The 22,842-nt window shown below is 66.4% G+C and carries 19 protein-coding genes and 2 tRNA genes; 14 read left to right on the forward strand and 7 right to left on the reverse strand.

Translation table 11 applies throughout. The annotated features are described in order from the left end of the window. The first annotated feature begins 7 nt into the window (after positions 1 to 7). The 4 genes from G9E11_RS17575 to G9E11_RS17590 all read left to right on the forward strand — a co-directional run bounded on the left by G9E11_RS17575 (position 8) and on the right by G9E11_RS17590 (position 4,609). Positions 8 to 2,746 (forward strand): winged helix-turn-helix domain-containing protein, encoded by a 2,739-nt coding sequence (locus tag G9E11_RS17575; protein ID WP_190608060.1) that lies wholly within the window; start codon positions 8 to 10, stop codon positions 2,744 to 2,746. Positions 2,747 to 2,874: 128 nt separating this feature from the next. Beyond that, positions 2,875 to 3,144, forward strand: a complete 270-nt coding sequence (locus G9E11_RS17580) for a hypothetical protein (RefSeq protein WP_414635204.1) — start codon at positions 2,875 to 2,877, stop codon at positions 3,142 to 3,144. A gap of 35 nt (positions 3,145 to 3,179) precedes the next feature. Continuing rightward, positions 3,180 to 3,932, forward strand: coding sequence for a DUF4386 domain-containing protein (locus tag G9E11_RS17585; protein ID WP_203219260.1), 753 nt, complete (start codon positions 3,180 to 3,182; stop codon positions 3,930 to 3,932). A 68-nt stretch (positions 3,933 to 4,000) separates the two neighbouring features. After that, a complete protein-coding gene (locus G9E11_RS17590) occupies positions 4,001 to 4,609 on the forward strand; it encodes a hypothetical protein (RefSeq protein ID WP_190608063.1) in 609 nt (202 codons plus the stop codon). Positions 4,610 to 4,661: 52 nt separating this feature from the next. Here the strand turns inward: G9E11_RS17590 and G9E11_RS17595 are convergent, their stop codons facing one another. Genes G9E11_RS17595 through G9E11_RS17615 form a run of 5 tightly spaced genes read right to left on the reverse strand, consistent with a single transcriptional unit; the run spans position 4,662 to position 9,974 of the window. Further along, positions 4,662 to 5,189, reverse strand: a complete 528-nt coding sequence (locus tag G9E11_RS17595; RefSeq protein WP_190608065.1) for a methyltransferase family protein — start codon at positions 5,187 to 5,189, stop codon at positions 4,662 to 4,664. 39 nt (positions 5,190 to 5,228) lie between these two features. Next, the gene (locus tag G9E11_RS17600) at positions 5,229 to 6,461 is read right to left on the reverse strand and encodes an acyl-CoA dehydrogenase family protein (protein WP_246469009.1); all 1,233 of its coding nucleotides are present in this window, start codon (positions 6,459 to 6,461) and stop codon (positions 5,229 to 5,231) included. A 22-nt stretch (positions 6,462 to 6,483) separates the two neighbouring features. Then, a complete protein-coding gene (locus tag G9E11_RS17605; RefSeq protein ID WP_190608067.1) occupies positions 6,484 to 8,007 on the reverse strand; it encodes an APC family permease in 1,524 nt (507 codons plus the stop codon). Next, positions 8,004 to 9,224, reverse strand: a complete 1,221-nt coding sequence (locus G9E11_RS17610) for a glutathionylspermidine synthase family protein (protein ID WP_190608069.1) — start codon at positions 9,222 to 9,224, stop codon at positions 8,004 to 8,006. Before G9E11_RS17610 ends, G9E11_RS17605 begins: the two co-directional genes overlap by 4 nt. Positions 9,225 to 9,227: 3 nt before the next feature. Then, entirely contained in the window at positions 9,228 to 9,974 is a 747-nt protein-coding gene (locus tag G9E11_RS17615) for a Tat pathway signal protein (protein ID WP_190608439.1), read from the reverse strand. 245 nt (positions 9,975 to 10,219) lie between these two features. Here G9E11_RS17615 and G9E11_RS17620 point away from each other — a divergent pair, with 245 nt between their 5' ends. From G9E11_RS17620 to G9E11_RS17635, 4 genes are all read left to right on the forward strand, one after another. Beyond that, a complete protein-coding gene (locus G9E11_RS17620; protein WP_190608071.1) occupies positions 10,220 to 10,873 on the forward strand; it encodes an MOSC domain-containing protein in 654 nt (217 codons plus the stop codon). 401 nt (positions 10,874 to 11,274) lie between these two features. Then, the gene (locus tag G9E11_RS17625) at positions 11,275 to 13,380 is read left to right on the forward strand and encodes a DEAD/DEAH box helicase (RefSeq protein ID WP_190608073.1); all 2,106 of its coding nucleotides are present in this window, start codon (positions 11,275 to 11,277) and stop codon (positions 13,378 to 13,380) included. A 283-nt stretch (positions 13,381 to 13,663) separates the two neighbouring features. Next, positions 13,664 to 13,735: transfer RNA gene (locus G9E11_RS17630), tRNA-Thr, on the forward strand. 61 nt (positions 13,736 to 13,796) lie between these two features. Then, positions 13,797 to 13,870, forward strand: a tRNA-Met gene (locus G9E11_RS17635). Between the two features lie 272 nt (positions 13,871 to 14,142). Here G9E11_RS17635 and G9E11_RS17640 read toward each other — a convergent pair. After that, complete coding sequence (locus G9E11_RS17640; RefSeq protein WP_190608076.1) at positions 14,143 to 14,886, reverse strand: HNH endonuclease family protein; 744 nt, start codon at positions 14,884 to 14,886, stop codon at positions 14,143 to 14,145. A gap of 229 nt (positions 14,887 to 15,115) precedes the next feature. Between G9E11_RS17640 and G9E11_RS17645 the strand changes: the two genes are divergently transcribed. The 3 genes from G9E11_RS17645 (at position 15,116) to G9E11_RS17655 (ending at position 18,123) form a co-directional block, all read left to right on the forward strand. Further along, positions 15,116 to 15,688, forward strand: coding sequence for a dihydrofolate reductase family protein (locus G9E11_RS17645; RefSeq protein WP_190608078.1), 573 nt, complete (start codon positions 15,116 to 15,118; stop codon positions 15,686 to 15,688). A gap of 79 nt (positions 15,689 to 15,767) precedes the next feature. Then, positions 15,768 to 16,427, forward strand: a complete 660-nt coding sequence (locus G9E11_RS17650; protein WP_190608080.1) for an NAD(P)H-binding protein — start codon at positions 15,768 to 15,770, stop codon at positions 16,425 to 16,427. Between the two features lie 124 nt (positions 16,428 to 16,551). Further along, complete coding sequence (locus G9E11_RS17655; protein WP_190608082.1) at positions 16,552 to 18,123, forward strand: Na+/H+ antiporter; 1,572 nt, start codon at positions 16,552 to 16,554, stop codon at positions 18,121 to 18,123. A 77-nt stretch (positions 18,124 to 18,200) separates the two neighbouring features. Here the strand turns inward: G9E11_RS17655 and G9E11_RS17660 are convergent, their stop codons facing one another. After that, on the reverse strand, positions 18,201 to 19,403 hold the full coding sequence (locus tag G9E11_RS17660; RefSeq protein WP_190608101.1) for an ROK family transcriptional regulator: 1,203 nt from the start codon (positions 19,401 to 19,403) through the stop codon (positions 18,201 to 18,203). Between the two features lie 227 nt (positions 19,404 to 19,630). On the opposite strand from G9E11_RS17660, the gene G9E11_RS17665 reads away from it, so the two are divergent. Genes G9E11_RS17665 through G9E11_RS17675 form a run of 3 tightly spaced genes read left to right on the forward strand, consistent with a single transcriptional unit; the run spans position 19,631 to position 22,817 of the window. Beyond that, on the forward strand, positions 19,631 to 20,935 hold the full coding sequence (locus G9E11_RS17665; RefSeq protein WP_190608108.1) for an ABC transporter substrate-binding protein: 1,305 nt from the start codon (positions 19,631 to 19,633) through the stop codon (positions 20,933 to 20,935). 23 nt (positions 20,936 to 20,958) lie between these two features. After that, positions 20,959 to 21,906, forward strand: a complete 948-nt coding sequence (locus G9E11_RS17670) for a carbohydrate ABC transporter permease (protein ID WP_190608111.1) — start codon at positions 20,959 to 20,961, stop codon at positions 21,904 to 21,906. Next, the gene (locus tag G9E11_RS17675; RefSeq protein ID WP_190608113.1) at positions 21,906 to 22,817 is read left to right on the forward strand and encodes a carbohydrate ABC transporter permease; all 912 of its coding nucleotides are present in this window, start codon (positions 21,906 to 21,908) and stop codon (positions 22,815 to 22,817) included. The genes G9E11_RS17670 and G9E11_RS17675 overlap by 1 nt, the downstream gene beginning before the upstream one ends. Positions 22,818 to 22,842 lie beyond the last annotated feature (25 nt).

Consider the following 22,842-nt stretch of genomic DNA (forward strand, 5'->3'; position numbering starts at 1 on the left):
GGTCAGGATGGGCCTACTTCTCGAGACCAAGTTTCACGTCCCCAGGCGGCGGCCCGGACTGGCGACGCGCCCGAGGTTGATCGAGCGCCTGAACCGTGGATCTGATTCCACGCTGACGCTCGTGTCGGCTCCGGCCGGGTTCGGTAAGACGACGCTGCTGACTGAGTGGCTGGCAACTATTTCCGCGAATGGATGGTCGGCGGCGTGGCTCTCACTCGAGAAGCGTGACAACGATTCCGCGCTGTTTTGGACTTACTTCGTTACGGCACTGAAGAGGGCGTCCAACGGGGTTGGCGCCGCTGCGCTCTCGCTCCTGCAGTCGGCGCAGCCCCCCATCGAAGTGCTCCTTGCCACTCTTCTCAACGACCTCCACGCTGTCTCGAACGATGTGGTCCTGGTTCTCGATGACTATCACGTGATCGACGCGCCCGACGTGCAGGACGGGATCGCCTACCTGGTGGAGCACCTGCCCCCGCAGATGCACCTGGTCATCGCCAGCCGGGCCGACCCGGTGCTGCCCTTGGCGCGGTTACGGGCCCGGGGCGAGCTCGTCGAGATCCGCGCCGCCGATCTGCGATTCACCGCAGAGGAGGCGGAGGGCTACCTTAACGGCTCCATGGGCTTGGAGCTGGCGGGCCGGGATGTAGCAGCACTGGAAGATCGCACCGAAGGGTGGATCGCGGCACTCCAGCTCGCTGCGCTTTCGATGCAGGGCCGCGAGGACGTCGCCGCCTTCATCGCAGGCTTTGCCGGGGACGACCGATACATCGTCGACTACCTGGCCGAGGAGGTCCTGCACCGCCAGCCAGAGGATGTTCAACACTTCCTGTTCCAGACCTCCATCCTGGATCGGCTCAGCGGCCCTCTGTGCGATGCCGTCACAGGACAGGACAACGGCAAGCCCAGGCTGGCGGCGTTGGAGCGGGCGAACCTGTTCCTGGTTCCCTTGGATGACCGCCGTCAGTGGTACCGCTATCACCAGCTTTTTGCGGATGCTCTGCAGGCGCGCTTGGTGGAGGAACGCGGCGACGAGCTCCCGAGTCTGCATCGGCGCGCGAGCATCTGGTACGAACAGAACGGTGAGGCGTTCGGCGCCATCCGCCATGCCTTGGCTGGGGAGGATTTCGAACGGGCGGCGGACCTCATCGAGCGGGCGGTTCCGGACATTCGGCGGAACAGGCAGGAGGCCATGCTGCGCGGCTGGCTGAAGCTGCTCCCGTACGATGTGGTCCGAGTCAGGCCGGTGCTGGGCGTGGGGCTGGTCGGCGCGCTGGTGGTGTGTGGCGATGTCGAGGGAGTCGAAGCCCGGCTGCGGGACGTCGAACAGTGGTTGGATCCACCGGAAGGTGTGAGCCAGGAATTTCAAGGCCGAGCAACGGAAATGGTCCTAGCCGACGACGAGGAATTTCGCCGCCTTCCCGAGACCATAGAAGTGTACCGGGCCGCGCTGGCGCTTGGCCGGGGCGATGGACCCGGGACGGTGAGTCACGCCCAGCGTGCGCTTGATCTTGCACCTGAGGATGACCATGTCGGCCGCGCCGCAGCCTCCGGATTGCTGGGACTCGCCTACTGGGGGCGTGGGGAGCTCGAGGCAGCCCATCGGGGGTATGACGAATGCATGGCTGGCCTGCACCGTGCAGGGCACCTCGCGGACACCCTGGGATGCGCGCTCGCCTTGGCGGACATACGGCTGGCGCAAGGGCGTCTCACCGATGCCACGTGCACCTACGAACAAGCTTTGGAGCGTGCTTCTGGCCGGCGCGGCTCGGTTCTGCGGGGGGAAGCGGACATGTTTGTGGGGATGAGCGGGGTCTGCCGGGAGCGCGGCGACCAGCAGGAAGCAATCCGACTCCTGGCGCGCAGCCAGGAGTTGGGTCCCCTTGGCGAGCTGCCTCAGAACCTGTATCGCTGGCGGGTCGCCATGGCGCGGATCCTGGAGGGGGAAGGTGACTTGGCCGGTGCGCTCGACCTCCTGGCTGAGGCGGAGCGACTCTATGTGGGCGACTACTTCCCCAACGTACGTCCGGTGCCGGCTTCAAGGGCCCGGATCCAGGCCGCGCAAGGGCGGCTGGGTGAAGCCCTCGGCTGGGTCCGGGAGCGAGGCCTGTCGGTGGACGATGACCTCACTTACCTTCGGGAGTTCGAGCACATCACTCTTGCCAGGGTGCTCCTGGCCCGGTATGCAAAAGAGGGCTCATCGCCCTCGCTCCAGGAGGCCATCCGGCTGCTGGGGCGCCTGCTGCGAGCGGCAGACGACGGCGGGCGAACGGGAAGCGTCATCGAGATCCTCGTGCTTCAGGCGCTCGCCGACCAGACGCGGGGCGACATCCCGGCCGCTCTTGCATCACTGCGTCGAGCAGTAGCGTTGGCGGAGCCGGAGGGCTACGTTCGCGTTTTCGCTGATGAGGGCGACCCGATGGTTTCTTTGCTGAGAGCGGCTGTGAAACAACGGATAGCCCCGGGTTACCTCCGCCGGCTCATGACGTTCATGAACAACGCCGAAGCCACTGCGCCTGTCAGCGGGGGCCTGATCGAGCCGCTGAGTGAACGTGAGCTGGACGTTCTCCAGCTGCTCGGAACGGACCTCGACGGCCCGGACATCGCCCGCGTGCTCGTGGTGTCCCTGAACACGGTGCGCACTCACACCAGACACATCTACGCCAAGCTCGGCGTGAACAACCGTCGGGCCGCGGTCCGTCAGGGCCAGGAACTCGATCTGTTCTCCCGGGACAGCGACCGGCACTAAATCACCACGGTAATCACCACATGTGGTGAGGCGCGCTCCTTAGGTCTCCTTCTACTGTTCGATCAGGACAACGAACAGACGCGACGCCGGCTGAGGTCCATTGGCCGGATGAAGCGAAAGGAGGGCCCGTGCCTGACATGCCGATCAGACATCATCACGACTCCGGATGGTACGAAGTCCGGATCGAAGGCCACCTGGATTCCCGGTGGGCTGCCTGGTTCGACGCACTGAGCCTGACCAATGAGAGCGACGGCACCACAGTCTTCCGGAGCCAGGTGGCGGACCAGTCCGCCCTGTACGGCCTGCTCCAGAAAGTGCGCGATATCGGCCTGCCCCTGCTCTCTGTAGCTCAGGTTGAAGCCGACAAGCCCGGGTCCGCCACAAACCTCCGAAGCTAATCTTCCACCACCATCCCACGAAGGAGAACGACATCATGACCAGCATCCGACCAGAGGCCGCAACGAAACGAGTGCCCATGGACTCGCTACGGAAGACCGCGCTGGCCGCGGGCGTGCTCTACCTGATCACCTTTGTCTCAATCCCGACACTCACCCTCTACGGGCCGGTGCGAACGGACCCCAACTACATCACCGGCCCCGGCCCGGACACCGCCACGCTCTGGGGCGGTGCCTTGGAAATGATCGTAGCCCTAGCCTGCATCGGGACCGCGGTCGCACTGTACCCGGTCGTTAAGAAACAAAACGAAGTGGTCGCGCTCGGCTTCGTCGGCGCGCGCGTCCTCGAAGCCGCTGCCATTGTCACCGGCGTCGTTTGCCTTCTCTCAGTCGTGACCCTGCGGCAGGCCGGAGCCGGAGCAAACGCTTTGCCCACGGGCCAGGCGCTGGCTGCGATGTATGGCTGGACGTTCCTCCTCGGACAAACCCTCATGCCTGCCGTGAACGCGCTGCTCCTGGGCTCCCTCCTGTACAGGTCCCGCCTGGTGCCCCGGGTTCTTCCGCTCCTGGGACTCGTCGGTGCCCCGTTGCTTCTCGCTTCCACCGCCGCAACATACTTCGGCCTCAACAACACGCTCTCCGTGTGGTCGGTGATCGCGACCGCCCCCATCGCGCTTTGGGAGTTTTCGCTGGGCGTTTGGCTGGTCGCCAAAGGCTTCAGCCCCAGTCCCATCACGAAAGGCATGACGGCTGCCGTCTCAGCACCCACGCATAGAGGCGTCCCCGCCTGAACACCGAAACACCGGCGTCCTGAAGCCCGCCAGCCCATCAGAACCTACCCACTGCACCCTCCCGAAAGATGAACGCCATGCTCACGCTCGCCAATCCATCCCTGGAAAAACTATCCACTACCTTGCTTCCGGCCCCCCTCGCAGCAGTTACCGGCCTGGCCGCAGCCGCCGTCTTGTTCGTCAATGCGGCCAAGCGTGCCGAACTGATACCGGTCAGCTCTGCGACGCAGCTTGCCGCGCCCCTGGCGCAGGCATTCGCGATCATCCTGGTTGTGGGCCTCGGCCGGGTTGCCCTGCGCCGATCATCAAAGTTTTCCTCGGTCGCCCTCGCGCTGAACGTCGTGGGGCTCAGCGCCGCGACCGGCGCGGAATGGGTGATAAACCTGGTGTTTATCCGGCTCGATCCCTTCCAGATCGCCGCGTTGCGGGGCGGGCCGCTCGGAACAGCCCTTTTGGCAGGTTCAATAGTCTTCCTACTCGGCTCGATCCTGTATTGCCTTGCGCTGCTGCGGGACGGCAACGCACCCCGGATCCCAACAATCGCCTACGCCATCGCCACCATTCCAATCGCGCTGCGCAGCCTCGTCCCGGAGCTCGCGCTCGATGCAGCCCTCGCGCTACTGGGCGCCTCGGTCATCTGGCTCGCCCTCTGGATGCTCAAGAGCCGCCCAGCATAGGCATCTTCCCAGACCTTGCCGAACGCGTTTTAGGCGCCGGACCCCTATGTCGTCAGTGGTCTGGCCGCCACGGCGCCAGCCGCGGCAGCCAGCGCGGAACGTTCTTTCGGTACTCCTCATACTCAGCCCCGAACTTGCGCGCGAGCGCGGGCTCCTCGTAGAACCTGACGAAGCCCGCAACCGGGACCGCCGCCAGCGCGGCGTAGCCGAACAGTTTCGGCTGGCCCAGCAGCAGGCCCTGGCCAACCACGGCGGCGGCAATGGACACGTACATGGGATTCCGGGCATGGCGGTACAGCCCGCTGACTACAAGATGCTTCGGCGGCGCGAAGGGTGCAGGCGTTCCCACGCCTTCAGTGGCAAACCGCACAAAGGAGTTTGCGACAACGGAAGCGCCCGCCCCCACGAAGAGTGCGCCGGCTACCTGGGCCACCGCGCCGCCGGGCACCGGACTCTGCACCTCCCAGCGCGTCAGCAGCCAAGGGACGAGGCCCGCCGCCGTCGCCGGAGCCAAAGCGAACACCGCCGTGCCTACCGCCGCCCGCTTCCTCTCGCGGCTCGTGTCTGTCGGGTTAGTCATGTTCCCTACTCTGGACCGCGGGTTGGGCGGCGGCAAGGCTCACCGGAACGCCGGGAGCCCCGTGATGTGCTGGCCCAGAATGAGGGTGTGCACCTCGTCCGTCCCTTCGTAGGTGCGCACCGACTCGAGGTTGGCGGCGTGCCGCAGGGGCGAATAGTCAAGCGTGATGCCGTTGCCGCCCAGGATGGTCCGGGCTTCCCGCGCCACTTTGATGGCCTCGCGGACGTTGTTCAGCTTGGCCAGCGAAATCTGCTCGGGACGGAGACGCCCGGCGTCCTTGAGCCGGCCCAGGTGCAGTGCGAGCATGGTGCCCTTCTGGACTTCGAGCAGCATGTTGACGAGCTTCTCCTGCGTCAGTTGGTAACCGGCCAGCGGTTTGCCGAACTGCTGGCGCTCCATCGAGTACCGCAGCGCTGCCTCATAGGAGTCCCGGGCCGCGCCCATGGCACCCCAGGCGATGCCGTACCGTGCCTCGTTGAGGCAGCTGAACGGGCCGCTCAGTCCGTGGGCGCCCGGCAACTGCGCCTCCGGACCCAACCGGACGCCGTCGAACGTCACATCGCATTGAATCGATGCGCGCATGGACAGTTTCCGCCCGATCGGCGCGGCGGTGACGCCCGCCGTGGCGGCGGGAACGAGGAAGCCGCGGACGCCGTCGTCGGTCCTCGCCCAGACCACCAGGACGTCGGCCACGGAGGCGAGCCCGATCCAGCGCTTGGCGCCGTCCAGGATCCAGCCCGCGTCCTCGCCGGTTCCGTCCCGCCGCGCTGTGGTGGTCATCGACGACGGGTCGGAGCCCGCCGTCGGCTCCGTCAGTGCGAAACAGCCGATCACCTCGCCGGCGGCCATCCGGGGGAGCCACTCCTGTTTCTGGTCCTCCGAACCCCATTTGTGGATGGCGCTCATCGCCAGCGACCCCTGTACCGAGACGAACGTGCGGATTCCGGAATCGCAGGCCTCCAGCTCCATCGCGGCCAGGCCGTACTCGACGGCAGACCGGCCCGGGCAGCCGTAGCCCTCCAAATGCATGCCCAGGACGCCCAGCTCGCCCAGCTGCGCGGGCAGGTGCATGGGGAAGACACCCTGGTCGTACCAGTCCGCGATGTCGGGGCGGATCTGCTGGTCGGTGAAGTCCCGGATCCGCTGGCGCAGGGCCAGCTCATCGTGGGACAGCAGGGAGTCCAGCGCCAGGACATCTGAAGGGTCCGGGAGCCCGTACTCGGCCGTGGCTTCCGCAGGATCAAGGGCGTCATTGCCGGCGTCGTTGCTCATTGCAGCATCCTACGTGCCCGCCCTATTTTCCTGCGGGAACCTGCTTCCGGCCCACGAAGTACTCACGGGTTGACGGCAGGAACCGGCAGACCGCGGCCAGCACGACGCCCAGGGCCAGCAGCACCACGCCGCTGACAAACGCCCCGCCCACGCCGAAGATCTGCGTATTCCCGTAGGCCGGATCCCACATCTGCGCCGCGGACACGAAGAATGCCGCGGTCAGCAGCAGGGCCCCGAACAGCGGAAGGATGCCGCGGAACCACAGGTTGCGGGCGGATTCACGCAGGGTGTTCCGGAAGTACCAGGTGCAGGCAAAGCCGGTCAGGGCGTAGTAGAACGCGATAAACAGGCTGATGGAGCTGATGGAATCGGACAGCAGATTCTCGCTGAGGAAGCTCATGGCCACGTAGTAGACGACCGCGGCGGCGCCCATCACCTGGGTTGAAAAGCCGGGGGTCTGGTTCCGTTCGTGGACCTCCCCGAACTTCGGCGGCAGGGCCCGGTGCACGCCCATGGACAGGGTGCCGCGGGCGGTGGGCAGGATGGTGGTCTGGGTGGAGGACAGCACGGATGCCAGCACTGCCACCACAATCAGCCAGCCCCACGGACCCAGCACCACGTCCTTCATCGCAAGGAACACGTCGTCCTGGTTTTCGGCGTTGGCAAGCCCGATTCCCTCTGTTCCCACGGAGGCGTACATCATCACCAGCAGCGCCACCGAGACGTAGATGGCCACCAGCACGAACGCCGAGATCACCGCCCCGCGGCCCGGGGTGGTGGCCGGGTTCTCAGTCTCCTCGTTCACCGCCAGGCACGTGTCCCAGCCCCAGTAGATGAACAGGGCCAGCAGGATGCCGTGGACCACCGCGCCGGGATCGGCGAAGGCCCCGGCCGGGTTGAACCATTCGACGTCGAACGGCTGGCCCGCCGGCGCCCCGCCGGTGAGGCCGGCGATCCTGGCGATGATGGCCACGGCAAAGATGCCCAGCGAAATGTACTGCACGTACGTCAGGGTGCGCTGGACGTGCTCACCCAGCCGGATCCCGCGGTAGTTGACCATTGTCATGAAGCCGATAAAAACGACGCCGGTGGCTGTCACCACCGCCTTGTTCCCCGCCAGTGACCCGTCGCCGATGAGGAGCCAAAGGTATTGGCCCGCCACCTGCGCCAGGTTGGCCAGGACAACGACGCCGGCCAGGGCCACGCCCCAGCCGCCCAGCCATCCCGCCCAGGGGCCGAAGGCGCGGCGGGCCCAGATGAAGGTGGTGCCGCAGTCCGGCATGGCGCTGTTGAGTTCGCGGAAGGCGTAGGCGATGAACAGCACGGGAATGAAGCCCAGGACCAGGATCAGCGGCGTGTAGTTCCCGTTGACGGCGACGATCAGGCCCAGCGTCGCGGCCAGCGAGTACACCGGCGCGGTGGAGGCGAGGCCCAGCATCACCGAGTCCCCAAGGTCCAGAATCCCGGCGCGGAGCCCCTTGCCGGGGACGGCACTGCCGGGCTGGCCCCCGGCGCCGCCGGCCGCCGTCGTCGTTCGGGTTCTCATAAAGCTATACCTGCCTTGTTCGCGTTGGCCTGTGCCGCCTGGATGCTCAGCGGCGCCGGCGCGTCAATGGTGTTCGGGACAAAGCGGCAGAAATAATCGGTGACCGGCCCGTCCGACTCGCGGATGCCGCAACCCACCGATTCGCCGTCCACCACCCACAGGCCCAGGACCGGGTGGTTGCCGTCGAAGTCGGGGAGGGAGTGGTACTGCTGGTAGCACCAGCCCTCGCGGCCGTATCCGCCCGGCTTCTCCAGGCTGATGCCCTCCGCATGGATCCGGATGTTGTCGCCCTCGCGGCCGTGCAGCGGCTTGGCCACCCACTCCCGCAGCGGGCCCGGATCATTGAGGTAGGCGGGCAGCAGGTTCGGGTGGTCCGGGTAGAGGTGCCAGAGGGCGGCCAGGAGCGCCTTGTTGGAGAGCAGCATTTTCCAGGCGGGCTCCACCCAGCGGGGATTGTGCGAGCGCTGCAGCAGGCGGTGGCCGAACGGCTCCTTCATCATCAGCTCCCAGGGGTAGAGCTTGAAGATGGTGCTGATCATGAAGTTGTCCATGTCCACGAAGCGCTTGAGGTTGGGGTCCCAGCCGATGTCCGACATGTTGATGCCGATGGTGGTCCACCCGGCCTGGCCGGCCACGTCCCGCATGTAGGCGGCCGTCATCCAGTCCTCGCCTGATTCCTCGGCCTCGGAGTGGGCCACGTGCAAGGTGCTCATCCCTGTGCGGTATTGCAGCTTCTTCCACTGCCGGATCAGGGCCTCATGGATCCCGTTCCACTGGTCCTTCTCCGGGAAGACGTCCTGCAGCCAGAACCACTGGGCCACGGCCGCCTCGATGAGGCCGGTGGGAGTGTCCGCGTTGTACTCAAGCATCTTGGCGGCGCCGCCCTGGCCGTCATAGATGAAGTCGAAGCGGCCATAGATGTCCACGTCGCCGGCCTGCAGCGACTCTGCGGCCAGTTCCAGCGCCTGCGGACCGATGCCGATCGGGCCCATGGCACCCGTTGCCAGGAACTTCGCGGCCTCCAGGCACATCCTGTGCATGTCCTCCGCTGTGACCTCGAGCGCCTCCACCTCGTCCATGGTGAATTCGTAGTACGCGGCCTCGTTCCAGTACTCGATCTTCTTGCCGCCGGGCAGGGTGGTGGTGGAAAACACCAGGCCCTGCTCTTCAATCTTCTGCTTCCAGTCCGGCCGGGGCTCCGAAAGTAACCGCTTCAAGTCCTAGCCTCCCGTGCTTCCGCCCTTGGAGCTGCTGCCGAAGCCGCCCCTGCTGACTGTGCCGCCCTTGCTGCTGTAGCCCGTGGACGTCTTGGCCCCCTGCGGCACCGTCCTGGTGAAGTTCGGGTAGGCCGTCCGGTTCTGGCCAATGCCCGGGACGCTGGCCCCGCGCGCATAGAAGTACCAGGCATAGAGGGCCCCGCCGCGCCCGGCCGAGCTGTTGCACTGGGTGTCCTCGACGCGCTCACCGGTTTCCTCGTTGAAGCAGACCTGGGCGTAGTCGGGGTCCTGCTCGTTGCTGGCCACAATTGCCGTGATGGTGCCGGCCAGGAGCGCAGTGACGCCGAGGCCCACCACCACCGTGCGGCGCTGCGACCGCTTCTTCCGTGCCGCGGCGTCGCGCTCGCGGTCACGGGCGAACGGGTCGAAGACGGGGCTGGGCTGGGGGAAGCCGGCTTGTTTCTCGTTACCTGGGCCTTGGTTGCCTGCGCCCTGCTTCTGTGCACCTGCGGTTCCCTTGCGGGCCTTGCCCGTCGGCGGCTTTCCGTGGCTTTCCTGTCCAGGGCCCTCCTGTCCGCGGCTTTCCTGTCCGGGCGTGCCGGGGGTCAGCAGTTCGGGGTGGAGCTCAGGCTTTGGCACCTGCCATGGCGGCGGCTTGGCCGGGCCGCCCGACGACGGGCCGTCCCCGCCCGACACGTCGTCGCTCCGGCCCCCGTGAGCGTCCTTGCTCGGGTCCTTCTCCGGGTCCATGGTTCCCCTCTGCTGCTCCATGCTGTTGAATACGGGTGCTGTTGAATACGGGTGCTGCTGAACGCGGGTGCTGTTGGCAGCCGGAACGCTTGTCTGCGGCCGGCAGAACCGGCTGTCCGTCCAGCCGGTGAACACTGCAGCAAGCCTAGTGGCTGGAAGGTGCTGCGGTGAATAAATTTCCATGCCCAACTATTCCCTCGAAACCACCAAAAGCGCTGGTCAGGCCGAGAACCTAGACTAATGCCATGCACACAGCCACTCTTCTTGCCGTTTGCCGGGTCCACCAGCTCCTCCCGGACGAGGGAAGCGTGGGCGTCACCGCCATCGACAAACGGCCGGTGGACGGCCCGGTCAAGGTGCACAAGCTTGGTCTGCACGCCGACATCCAGGCCAGCCGCATCGACCACGGGGGAGAGGACCAGGCACTCTACGCTTACTCCCAGGCCGACGCCGACTACTGGATCGGCGAGCTGCAGCGCGAACTGCCGCCGGGAATCTTCGGTGAGAACCTGCGCGTCGCGGGGATCGAAACCACGGGAGCCATCATCGGTGAACGTTGGCGGATCGGGCTGGACGTTGAAGTTGAGGTCACCTCGCCGCGGGTTCCGTGCGCGACCTTCCAGCGGCGGATGGACGAGGCCCAGTGGGTCAAGCGCTTCACGCAGGCAGGCCGGGTGGGCGCCTACCTGCGCGTTACCAAGACCGGCTCCGTGCAGGCCGGCGACCACATCCACCGCCTCTTCGTTCCGAAGCATGGAGTGACCGTCGGCCGCTGGTTCAGCGAACCCGACGTCGACGCCATCGAGGCCCTTCGCGACGCCGAGGCCGACGGCGAAATCCGGCTGCAGCCCGAGTACCATGACCGCTTCGAGAAGATGCTCCGGCGCGTCGGCCGCTAGTGCGCGGAAGCTGGCCGCCGGCCCTGTGTGCGCAAGCTCACCGCCCCTGCCGGTCCCTCGGTTCGTCCGCATGCGGGGTCATGCCCTACACTTGAAATATCCCCCACTCCGGAAATCCCTTATTCCTGCCCAATTTTTGAGGCAGGACTGGCAAGTGTTGGGGCCCGCAAATGTGATGCGGGCAGTTTCATAGGGAGAGCCGGCTGAAGAAAACGCTGTACAGACTGCTGGGATAGCAGCCAAGAGATGCAGTGTGAAGTCCTGCCACGGGATTGCGAAAGCGCCGGACTTCTACGTGACCGGCCGGTCAATGTATGCCCGGCGCCCACGGCACATGTACTGCGGCTCCGCTCACCTCGGGTTGTGCCGCCTGGCCCCCTATGGATGAGGAACATCTCCCTATGCCCGAAAATCACGACGACGCCCAGAACATCGACGCCACCGAGACGGCAACCGCCGAAACCGCCAACGTTGAATTCACTGAGGCTGCTGCCCCCGCAGCCGAGCCCGCCGAAGCCGCTGCCCCTGCCGCTGAGACCCCCGCCCCGGGTGCCAAGGCCGATGAGGACGATGAGGAAGGCGTGAAGTTTGCCGATCTCGGCATCGACGGCCGCGTGCTGGCCGCACTTCAGGACGTCGGCTACGAAAAGCCTTCCCCGATCCAGGCAGCAACCATCCCGCTGCTGCTCGAAGGCCGCGACGTCGTGGGCCTCGCCCAGACCGGCACCGGTAAGACTGCAGCATTCGCAGTACCGGCACTGTCCCGTCTGGCCGAGCTCCACGACCTCAACGGCCCGTCCCGCAAGACGCAGGCCCTGGTTCTCGCCCCGACCCGCGAGCTCGCGCTCCAGGTCGCCGAGGCCTTCACCTCGTACGCCAAGCACATCGATGACTTCACTGTCCTCCCCGTCTACGGCGGCTCCGCCTACGGACCCCAGCTCGCCGGCCTGCGCCGCGGTGCACAGGTTGTCGTCGGTACTCCCGGCCGAGTGATCGACCACATTGCCAAGGGCTCCCTGGACCTGTCCGAGCTCCAGTACCTGGTGCTGGACGAGGCCGACGAAATGCTCCGCATGGGCTTCGCCGAAGACGTGGAGCAGATCTTCCAGCAGACCCCGTCGGACCGCCAGGTGGCACTGTTCTCCGCCACCATGCCGAGCCAGATCCGCCGGATGTCCAAGCAGTACCTGAACAACCCGGCCGAGATCTCGGTGAAGTCCAAGACCACCACCGGCGCCAACACCCGCCAGCGCTACCTGCAGGTCATGGGCCCGCACAAGCTCGACGCCATGACCCGCATCCTCGAGGTCGAAGAGTTCGACGGCGTCATCGCGTTCGTCCGCACCAAGATGGCCACCGAGGACCTCGCCGACAAGCTGCGCGCCCGCGGCTTCCAGGCTGCCGCCATCAACGGCGACATCCCGCAGCAGCAGCGCGAACGCACCGTTGACGCGCTCAAGGAAGGCCGCATCGACATCCTGGTTGCCACCGACGTCGCCGCCCGCGGCCTGGACGTCGAGCGCATCAGCCACGTGGTCAACTACGACATCCCGCACGACACCGAGTCCTACGTGCACCGTATCGGCCGCACCGGCCGTGCCGGCCGTTCCGGCGACGCGATCCTGTTCATGACTCCGCGCGAGAAGTACCTGCTGCGTTCCATTGAGAAGGCCACGCGCCAGCCGGTGGAGCAGATGCACCTGCCCACCGCCGAAACAGTGAACACCCTGCGTCTGGGCAAGTTCGCCGAGCGCATCACCGAGACGCTCGAGTCCGAGGACGTGGCGGCATTCCGTGACCTGATCGCGTCCTACGAGGAAGAGCACAACGTGCCGGCAGCAGAAATCGCTGCGGCACTGGCCGTGATGGCCCAAGGCGGCCAGCCGCTGCTGGTCAAGGAACTGCCTGCTGCTCCGGAGTACCAGAAGCGCGAACGGTCCAAGGACGGTTTCGGCTCACGCGGCCCGACCCGTACGCTCACTGAGGGCAATGCCACCTACCGGATCGCCGTCGGACGCCGCCAGCGCGTCATGCCGGGTTCCATCGTGGGCGCCATCGCCAACGAGGGCGGCATTTCGTCGTCGCAGATCGGCGGCATCGACATCCGCTCGGACCACTCGCTCGTCGAGCTGCCGGCCGACCTGAGCCCCGATCAGCTGAAGGCCCTGTCCCGCACACGGATCGGCGGCGAGCTGATCCACCTCGAGCTGGACTCCGGCCGCAAGCCTTCCGGTGACCGCGGCGGCTACCAGGGCAACCGTGGCGGCGACCGCGGCGGCAACTTCAAGGGCGGCGGCGGCTTCAAGAAGGAATTCCGCAAGAACGACGGCGAGCGATCCTCGGCTGACCGTGGCGGCCGTTCGTACAGCGAACGTTCCGAACGTTCCTTCGGTGACCGCAGCCAGTCGAGCGACTCCCGGTTCGGCGGCCACGGCGACGGCTCGCGCAAGCCGCGCCACGGCAACGAGGGCGGCCACCGCGACTTCAACCGCAAGGGCAAGTGGTAGTCACATCATCGCGATAATTCCCGCGATGATGACGCTGCGGTGAATTCCGCATCCGAATAGAAACAGGCCGGCTGATCAGCCGGCCTGTTTCTATTTAAAGGCCGCTCTACCTGGCGGTGTGTTTCCTTCGTCACATCCGCGTCCGGAAAGGTCCTCAAGAAGCATCCGGAGGTGGCTTGCAGCCCCCTCCGAGCCTGTATTTCCGGGCTTTTTCGGCCCTGCGGACCCCGTTATGCCGCCGATTTGTTGAGTGCGAAATCTTCCGGTAGAGTATTTACTCGTTGCCCCCCTAGCTCAGTGGTAGAGCGCGTTCTTGGTAAGAACGAGGTCACCGGATCGATTCCGGTGGGGGGCTCTGAATGAGGGCCTGTGTCAAGGCGGTCTTGACCGGCTTGACACAGGTTTTTCTCATTCATGGCGGTGTAGCTCAGTTGGTTAGAGCGCACGACTCATAATCGTGAGGTCGGGAGATCGAGCCTCCCCACCGCTACAGAGACTGCAGGTCAGAGGCATTCAGCCCCTGGCCTGCTTTTGTTTTGGGCATGGTCTGGTTTTGGGGGCCCGGCCAACGCGGATCCGTCGTGGGGCACTTTGGGCGCGCCGGCGTCGTAAATCACGACGGCGGCCGGCGTCTCCCGTGCCGAAGTGCCCCGTCTTGGACCGGCCCCACGGCTCAAAGTACGAAAAAGCCCCGCATCCCCGTTCTGAACTGCTCAGTCTGGCGGTGCGGGGCTTTTTCGGCTGCGGGGCTCCCGCGCAGGCCTAAACCTTGGTGACGCTGATGCGCACGTTGGGGCAGGAGTCGGCGTAGCGGATCAGGGCTGCCTTCTCGGCGCTGTCCACCCGCAGGCTCCACCGGATCTTCACCGCGATCCAGTTGCCGACATACTCGCAGCGGTTGGCCGGCGGCATCCAGGCCTCAGGACCCTTCGCCTGCTTGGCGGAGTTCAGCGCCGCCGTCTGCGCGTTCAGGGACCGGCTGTCAGCGAGGTCGTTGTAGAACGCCACACGGCGAGCCTGCGACCAGTAGCGGGCACCTGAGCCCCACGCCTCGTGGACGGGCACGGTGTGGTCGATCTCCACGGCCGACGCCAGGGTGTGCGTGCGGTTGTCCCACCTGGTGACCCAGCGGGCCGTGCGCACGGTGCAGCGGCGCGTGGTGGTGTACGTCGCGGCCGCTTTTGCCTCCTGCAGCAGGACCTCCGCCCGGGTGTTCTGGCAGTCCCGGTTGGTGTCCAGCCAGGTGCCGAAGTAGCGCGTCCGGTCGTAGCCGGCATTGTTCTCCGCGGCCACCGAAAGGGCGCGGGCGGCGGTGCGCAGCGGGGCGGAATAGTAGCTGGCAGCCTCGGCAGGGACGGCCAGCCCGGTGAGCAGCAGGCCGGCGGCCACGGCGGTAGCGGAGAGCGACCGGACCCAAAGGCCGGACGTGATGGACGCCGTGACCGCAACCGCCCGGCGTCGTGCCTGTTTGAACGGGCCTGTGTGATTGAACGTGCCTAGCGGCATGATTCCCCCATGATGATTCCTGGAACAGTACGGATTGCTTGATGCATCAACCAGCATGTCAGCCGGAATATGGGAGAACCGGATCCTTGATCGGGTCTTGACGCAATCCTGTGGGAACGTTGCGACTGCCGCCAAAATCAGCGCAAGCGTTGTCTTTCGGGCGGCATGAACCTAAGGTCGGACTGCTGCAGGAGGCATACGAACAGCCAGACGGACAAGAGGAGCCGGCATGGCCAGACTGATCTACTCCGGACTCATGTCCCTCGACGGGTACGTCGCGGACCGGGACGGCAAATTCGACTTTGCCCAGCCGGATGCCGAGGTGCACGCCTTCGTCAACGAGCAGATGCGGCCGGCGGGAACCCACCTGCTGGGCCGCCGGATGTACGAGGTGATGGCCGCCTGGGAGCATCCGGAGGACTTCGGCGAGATCGCCGACCTGCCCGCTTACATCCGTGACTTCGCCGACCTCTGGAAGGCAGCGGACAAGGTGGTCTTCTCCCGCACCCTGCAGGATGTGGCCACCGCCCGGACCAGGATCGAGCGGGACTTCAGCGCCGGCGCTGTCGGACGGCTCAAGGCAGACGCCAGCCGGGACCTGGCGGTGGGCGGCGCGGAGCTCGCCGCGGCGGCCATCCGGGCCGGGCTGGTGGACGAGTTCCAGATGTTCCTCTCGCCCGTGGCTGTGGGCGGCGGCAAGCGCTTCCTCCCGGACGACGTCCGCCTCCGGCTTGAGCTGCTCGAGGAGCGGCGGTTCGGCAATGGCACGGTGTTCCTCCGCTACGCCAACCGGACCGAATGACCGGGTTGAATGCAGAGGGGCGGGCTGATGGCCTGCGCCCGGCGCAGCGACTGGGACAGGGGTGGGACACAATGGGGACATGACCCGCATCGCAATCATCGGCGGCCACGGCAAGGTGGCCCTGCAACTGTCCGCCCTCCTCACCGAACAGGGGCACAGCGTCACGTCCTTCATCCGCAACCCCGACCATGCGGCCGACGTCGCCGCCTCCGGTGCATCGCCGTCGGTCCTTGACGTTGAAAACTCGACGACGGCGGACATCGCCGCCGCACTCCGGAACCACGACGCCGTGGTCTGGTCAGCCGGCGCCGGGGGAGGGGACCCGGCCCGCACGTACGCGGTGGACCGGGACGCCGCCATCCGTTCCATGGACGCGGCCGCGGAGGCCGGCGTCGGGCGCTACGTGATGGTGTCCTACTTTGGCGCAGGCCCGGACCACGGCGTTCCTGAGGGCCACAGCTTCCACGCGTACGCCGAGGCCAAGGCCGCCGCCGACGCGTACCTCCGCGGCACCAACCTCGAATGGACCATCCTGGGTCCGGGCTCCCTGACCGAGGGGCCGGGGAACGGTCTGATCGACGTGAACCCCGAGGACGCCGGCTCCGGCACGCACACCTCGCGCGCAAACGTGGCCATCGTTGCCGCCGCGGTGCTGGAGCGGCCGGAAACTGCCCGCAGGACCATCGAATTCCGCGACGGCACGGAGCCGGTCTCGGCCGCGCTGGACGCCCTGCAGTAGCCCTGGGGGTAGCCCGGCAGGAAGCAGCGCAGCTGACGAGTCCGCCCCGGGTGTTCCCGGTAGTGTTGAAAGGCACGGCCGCCCTCCGTCCAGAGGCGCGGCGCATTCCGGGGAAAGTGGGCACATGGACCAGCTGGCACTCATCATCGGGCTCCTGCTCGCCACCGTGGTGGCCGTAGGCCTCGGGGACCGGCTGCGGCTGCCCTATCCGGTCCTGATGCTGCTGCTGGCTGTGGCGCTGACATTCATCCCGGGCTTCCCGGATATCGAGATTCCGCCGGAGCTGATCCTGCCGATCTTCCTTCCGCCGCTGCTATTCGCCACGGCACAGCGGAGCTCCTGGGCCGTCTTCCGGGTCCGGTGGCGCACACTCATCATGCTGGCCGTGGCCCTGGTGGTCATCTCCACAGCGGTGGTCGCCGGCGCCGCCTGGCTCATGATCCCGGGCATCGGGATCCCCGCCGCCATCGCGCTCGGAGCCATGGTGGCCCCGCCTGACCCTGTCGCGGTGGAGTCCGTTGCCGGCCGCGTGCACATGCCCCGGCGGCTTATCACGGTGCTGCAGAGCGAAGGGCTGTTCAACGACGCCGCCGCCATCGTCATTTTCCAGGCAGCTGTTGCCGCCGCCGTCGGCGGTACACGGATAGGGCCCGACGTCGTGCTCAAGTTCGTCGTGGGTGCTGCACTTGCCGTCGTGGTCGGCATCGCCATGGGCTGGCTAACGTCGCTGATCACGCGGCTCGTGGCCTCCATGGTGGCCCGCAGCGCCGTGACCCTGGTGGTGCCCTTTGCCGCCTACATCCTGGCGGAGGAATTCCACGCCTCCGGCGTTATCGCCGTTGTGGTCACCGCCCTGGAGATGCAGCGGCACACCCGCCCGCAGGACGCCGCGGAACGGGTGACCCGGACGGCCTTCTGGGACGTGGTGGAGCTCCTGGTGACGGGGCTTGCCTTCGGACTCGTCGGGCTCGAGATCCAGGACGTGGTCCATACGGAGGGCGCGGCAATCTTCGGCATGGTGGGAACCGCCGTCGTGGTCTGTGTCCTGGTGTTCGCCGTCCGGTTCGGCTGGCTGGGACTGCTGGCGGTGTCAGCACGCAAACGGAAGAACCTGCTGCAGCCGACCTCCGCGAAGGAGGTCCTGATCCTGACGTGGTGCGGCATGCGCGGCCTCGCCACCCTGGCCCTTGCGCTGGCACTGCCGCTGACGCTCGCGGACGGCACGCCGTTCCCGGCGCGGGATGAACTGCTGGTCATCGCCTGTGCGGTGCTGCTGGCCACACTGGTGCTGCCGGGCCTGACCCTGCCGTGGCTGATGAAGGTCCTGAACGCGTCCCAGGACGGCACGGAGGAGCGCGACGCCGCCCGGCTCCTGGCCCGCCGTGCCCAGGCGGCCGCCGTGGCCGCGCTGAAGGACAACGAGCTCATGAAGGAGCTGCCGCCGGAGAAGGTGGCGCTGGTCAAGGAGAAGATGACCCGGCTCCATGCCGAACTGCTGGACGGCAGCCTCCGCAACGAGAGCCTGGCCGAGAAGCGTGAGCGGGGCAGGGAGCTGGCCATCGCGGTCCAGACCATCGCGCTGGATGCTGCGCGGCAGGAAGTCGTCGCGGCCCGCAGTGAACCGGACATGGACCCCGAAGTGGCGGACAGGGTGCTGCGCCAGCTCGACCTGCGGACCATGATCATGCCGGAGTAGAACAGCGCGAACGTACAGTTGGGGCCCAAGAGTGTTTGACTTTGGGGCCCCAGGTGTACGTACGCACCTGTCTTGTTTTACGCCGGAAGGTTGAGCTCCAGGTCCAGCGTGTTCGTCTCCACGTAGTCCAGGGCACGCCGGACCGCGCCCACTGTCACGATTGAATCGCCCAGCGGCGAGACCGCCACCCGCGGCGGGGTGGCCGTGAACTCCGGCAGCCGGGCGGCAATGGGCCCGAGCAGGACCCCCGCAGAGTTGGCCACGGCCCCGCCGATCACCACGAGTTCGGGGTTGATCATGGTGGCCACCGAGCCGATGACCCGGGCCATCCTGTCGGCCAGCCGGTCCAGGATTTTCAGCGCCTCCGAGTCGCCGGCGGCCGCCGCGGCAAAGACGTGCTCCGCCTCGGCCCCCGTGGCCGCATGGTCGCGGAGGGACGTCTTTGCGGTGCCCTCCAGCGCCTCCGCGGCCCAGATCCGCGCCAGCATCGCTATGCCGAACGTGTCGCCCACGCCCTCCACCAGGTCCAGGTACGCGAGTTCACCCGCGCCGCCGCCGCTGCCATGGAGCAGGCGGCCGCCTTCGATGACGCCGGAACCGAAGCGCTCACTCGCCAGGATCACGACGACGTCGTCCACACCCGCCGCCGCTCCCCGCCACCGGTCGCCCAGGGCTGCCAGGTTGGCGTCGTTCTCCAGCAGCACCGTCCATCCCCGCAGCTTGTGCAGCGCGGACCCAAGGCCGACGTCGAACAGCCCCCAGAAGTGCTGGGACGCGAGGACGTTGCCCTTCCGATCCACCGGGGCGGCGATGCCGGCGCTTACGGCCAGCACGGCGTCGGGGGAGGCCCCGACGCCGTGCAGCGCCATCATGGCGGCCCGGTCAATGACAGCCACCCGTTCCTCAGCGGATATGTCCTCAATGTCAAACGGCTGGCTGGCCCGTCCCAGCGCCTTGCCGCGAAGATCGGACACCACCACCGTTGCCTTCGAGAAGCCCACGTCCATTCCCAGGACGTAGCCGGCCCGCTCGTTGAGTTCGAACCGCCGGGCAGGCCGCCCCTTCTGGTAGCCGCCGAAGGCGCGCTGGTTCTCCAGTTCGGTGATCCACCCGCGCTGCATGAGGTCCTCGCACACGGAGATGGCGGTGGCCCGGGTCAGGCCGGTGGCCTGGATGACCTCAGTGACTGTCACCGCACCGGAGGCGCGCATGAAGTCCAGGACCGCCCCGGCGCTCACGCGGCGCAGCAGCTGGGGCGTGGCCGCCGTCATTTCGGACATGGTGTTGACCTCCTTGTGCTCTGCCCCACATAATACTTGAGGAACTAAATTTAGATTCCATATAAAATAACCACGTGGGCCGGACGGCCACCGGCCACGGAAATTTCCCTCCAGCTTTTCTCCGCCTTTTGCAAAGGAGCAACTGTGATCAGCCCTTTGAATTACTCCCCATTCCGCAACCCGCAACCGCGCGCCACCTGCCGGCACTCCGCCCCGGCCTCCGCGCTGTGAGCGCAACCCCGCTCAGCCGCCGCGCGCTCTTCAAGGCCGCCGGGCTCGCCGGCGCGGCAGCCGTCCTTCCGCTGGCGGGCTGCGGCTCCGTGCCCAGTGGTTCTGGGCCCAGCAGCCAGAACGGCGTCAGCACGCTGCGCTTTATGCAGAACAAGCCCGAGGTGGTGGCCTACTTTAACCAGGTCATCAAGGACTTCGAGGCGCTCAACCCGGACATCCGCGTCATCCAGGACTTCAACGAGGGCAACTTCGTTCCGGGCCTGGTCCGCAACGACCCGCCCGATGTCGTGACCCGCGGCTTCGCCCAGGCCACCGCCGACTATGTCCGCAAGGGCGTGTTCGCGGACCTCTCCGACCTGCCCGCCGCGTCCACGATCGACCCCAAGATCCAGGACCTGGTCAGCTCGTGGGGACAGTACAACGGGCATGAGACCAGCGCCCTCCCGTTCTCCCTCGCCGCTGCCGGGGTCATCTACCGCCGGGACATCTTCGAAGCCCAGGGCGTGTCCGTCCCCAAGACGTGGGACGAGTTCGTCGCTGCCTGCGAGAAGTTCAAGGCCGCCGGCATTACCCCCATCTACGGCACCTTCAAGGACAACTGGACCCTCGGGCAGGGCATGTTCGACTACGTGGCCGGCGGCGCCCTCGACATCGCGGACTTCTTCGCCAGGCTCACGGCCAAGGGCGCCGCCATCAGCGCGGACGCCGCGGAGTCTTTCACCAGCAACTTCGGTCCCGCCCTGCCCAAGATGCTGGAGCTGGCTTCCTTCTCGCAGAAGGGCGCCGCCAGCAAGAACTACGCGGACGGCAATGCTGCGTTCGCCAAGGGCCAGGCGGCGATGTACCTGCAGGGCCCGTGGGCGCTTTCCCAGCTCGTGGCCGCCAACAAGAACGTCAGGCTCGGCAGCTTCCCGCTGCCCGTCACGAACAACCCCGCGGACACCAAGGTCCGGGTGAACGTGGACATGGCCCTGTCCATCACGCGCAACACCCCCAACATGGCGGCCGCGCGGCGGTTCGTCAGCTACCTGCTGGACCCCTCGGTGGTGAACGCCTACAACGAGAAGAACGCGGCGTTCTCGCCGCTCAAGGAAGCTCCCGCCGTCGAAAACCCCCAGATCACCGGCCTCGCCGCCTCGGTGCGGGAGGGGCGCTACTACCAGGGAGCCACCACCTACTTCCCGCCGTCGGTCCCGCTGTACAACTACGTCCAGGCCTTCGTGTACGGCAAGAACAGCCAGCAGTTCCTTTCCGCCCTTGACGACGAATGGCGCCGGGTCGCCGAGCGCACCGCGGTCTGATCCGCCCGAATCCAGGAGTCCCCATGACTACAACCTCAGAGACGGCGCAGGCAGCACCGCCCGCCGCTTCGACCGTTCCCCCGAAAGCCGCGTCGCGGGCTGTCAGGTCCAAGAACAGGATCGACCCCACCTACTACTGGATGGTGGTGCCGGTCCTGGCACTGTTCGCCTTCTTCATCACCCTTCCGGCACTCGTGGGCGTGTTTTTCAGCCTGACGAACTACGCCGGCTACGGTGACTGGAAGTTCATTGGACTGTCCAACTACGTCAACATTTTCAAAGACCCGGCGATCCTGCAGTCCTACATCTTCACGTTCATCTTCGCCCTGACCACCACCGTGGTGGTCAACATCGTGGCACTCGCAATCGCCCTTGGCCTGAACGCCAAAATCAAGTGGCGTACAGGCATCCGCACCGTCTTCTTCATCCCGATGGTGCTCTCGGCCCTGGTGGTGTCCTTCGTGTTCAACTACCTGTTCTCCAACACCCTGCCCGTGCTGGCGGAGCGCTTCGGCGTGACGCCGCTGGCCACGAGCATCCTGGCGAACGAGAACCTTGCCTGGCTGGCGATCGTGTTGGTCACGGTCTGGCAGGTGGCTCCGGGCGCCACCATCATCTATCTGGCCGGGCTGCAGAGCGTCCCGGCCGAGGTGTATGAAGCCGCCGACCTCGACGGTGCCGGCAGCTTCCGGCAGTTCCTTAGCCTGACCCTGCCGCTGATCCTCGGGTACCTCGTCATCAACGTGATCCTCGGCTTCAAGGGCTTCCTGGGGACTTACGAAATCATCGTGGGCCTCACCGGCGGAGGGCCGGGCATGGCCACCCAGTCCGTGGCCATGCGGATCTTCTCCGGCTTCACGGGCGGGGATTACTCCTACCAGATGGCGAACGCGGTCATCTACTTCCTGATCACCCTGCTCATCTCCGTCATCCAGCTGCGCCTCATCCAGCGCCGGGGGGTTTCTCTGTAATGACCGCATCCACATTTTCCAAGCCGGTGAACAAAATGGCCCCGCTCGGCCTGAAGAACCGGTCCGGCAGGACCCGCAAGTCCGGCCGGGAGGGCTACAAGGTCAACTGGTGGCTCACCGCGCTGATGCTCGTGGCGTCCCTGACCGTCCTGCTGCCGCTGTACTTCACCGTGGCCATGGCACTAAAGTCCCCGGACCAGATCGGAACGGGCACAGGCCTGGCCTGGCCGAACCCGATGAACTGGGACAACTTCGCCGCCGCGTATGTGGCCACCAACTTCCCGGTTGCCTTCATGTCCACCGCCTTTGTCACGGTCTTCAGCGTCCTCGGTTCGCTGGCCTGCAGCTCGCTGGTGGCCTACGCAATCGCCAGGAACTGGAACCGGAGGTTCTTCCGCGGCTCTTTCGTGTACCTGCTCTCGGCCATGTTCATCCCGTTCCCGGTGATCATCCTGCCCCTGATCAAGCAGACGGCCCTCCTCGGCCTGGACAACCCGGGCGGCGTGGTGTTCCTGCACGTACTGGGCGGCATCTCGTTCAACACGCTGCTGTATATCGCCTTCGTCCGCTCCATTCCGGTGGAGCTGGAGGAATCGGCCCGGCTCGACGGCGCCACCACCTGGCAGGTGTTCCGCAAGATCATCTTCCCGCTGCTGGCTCCCATGAACGCCACCGTGGGCATCTTCGCCTTCCTCGGCTCATGGAACGACTTCCTGCTGCCGCAGATGATGATCGCCGATCCCGCCCTGCAGACCCTCCCGGTGGTGCAGATGCTCTTCCAGGGAGAGTTCAACACCAACTACAGCCTCGCGTTCGCGTCCTACCTGATGGCCATGGCCCCCACATTGGTGGTTTACATCCTGGCCCAGCGTTGGGTACTCTCCGGAGTCATGCGCGGGGCCGTCAAGTAGACCCATCAAACCAGTCCAGCAACAA

This window comes from Arthrobacter ipis (genome assembly GCF_014694315.1).
Taxonomy (GTDB): domain Bacteria; phylum Actinomycetota; class Actinomycetes; order Actinomycetales; family Micrococcaceae; genus Arthrobacter; species Arthrobacter ipis.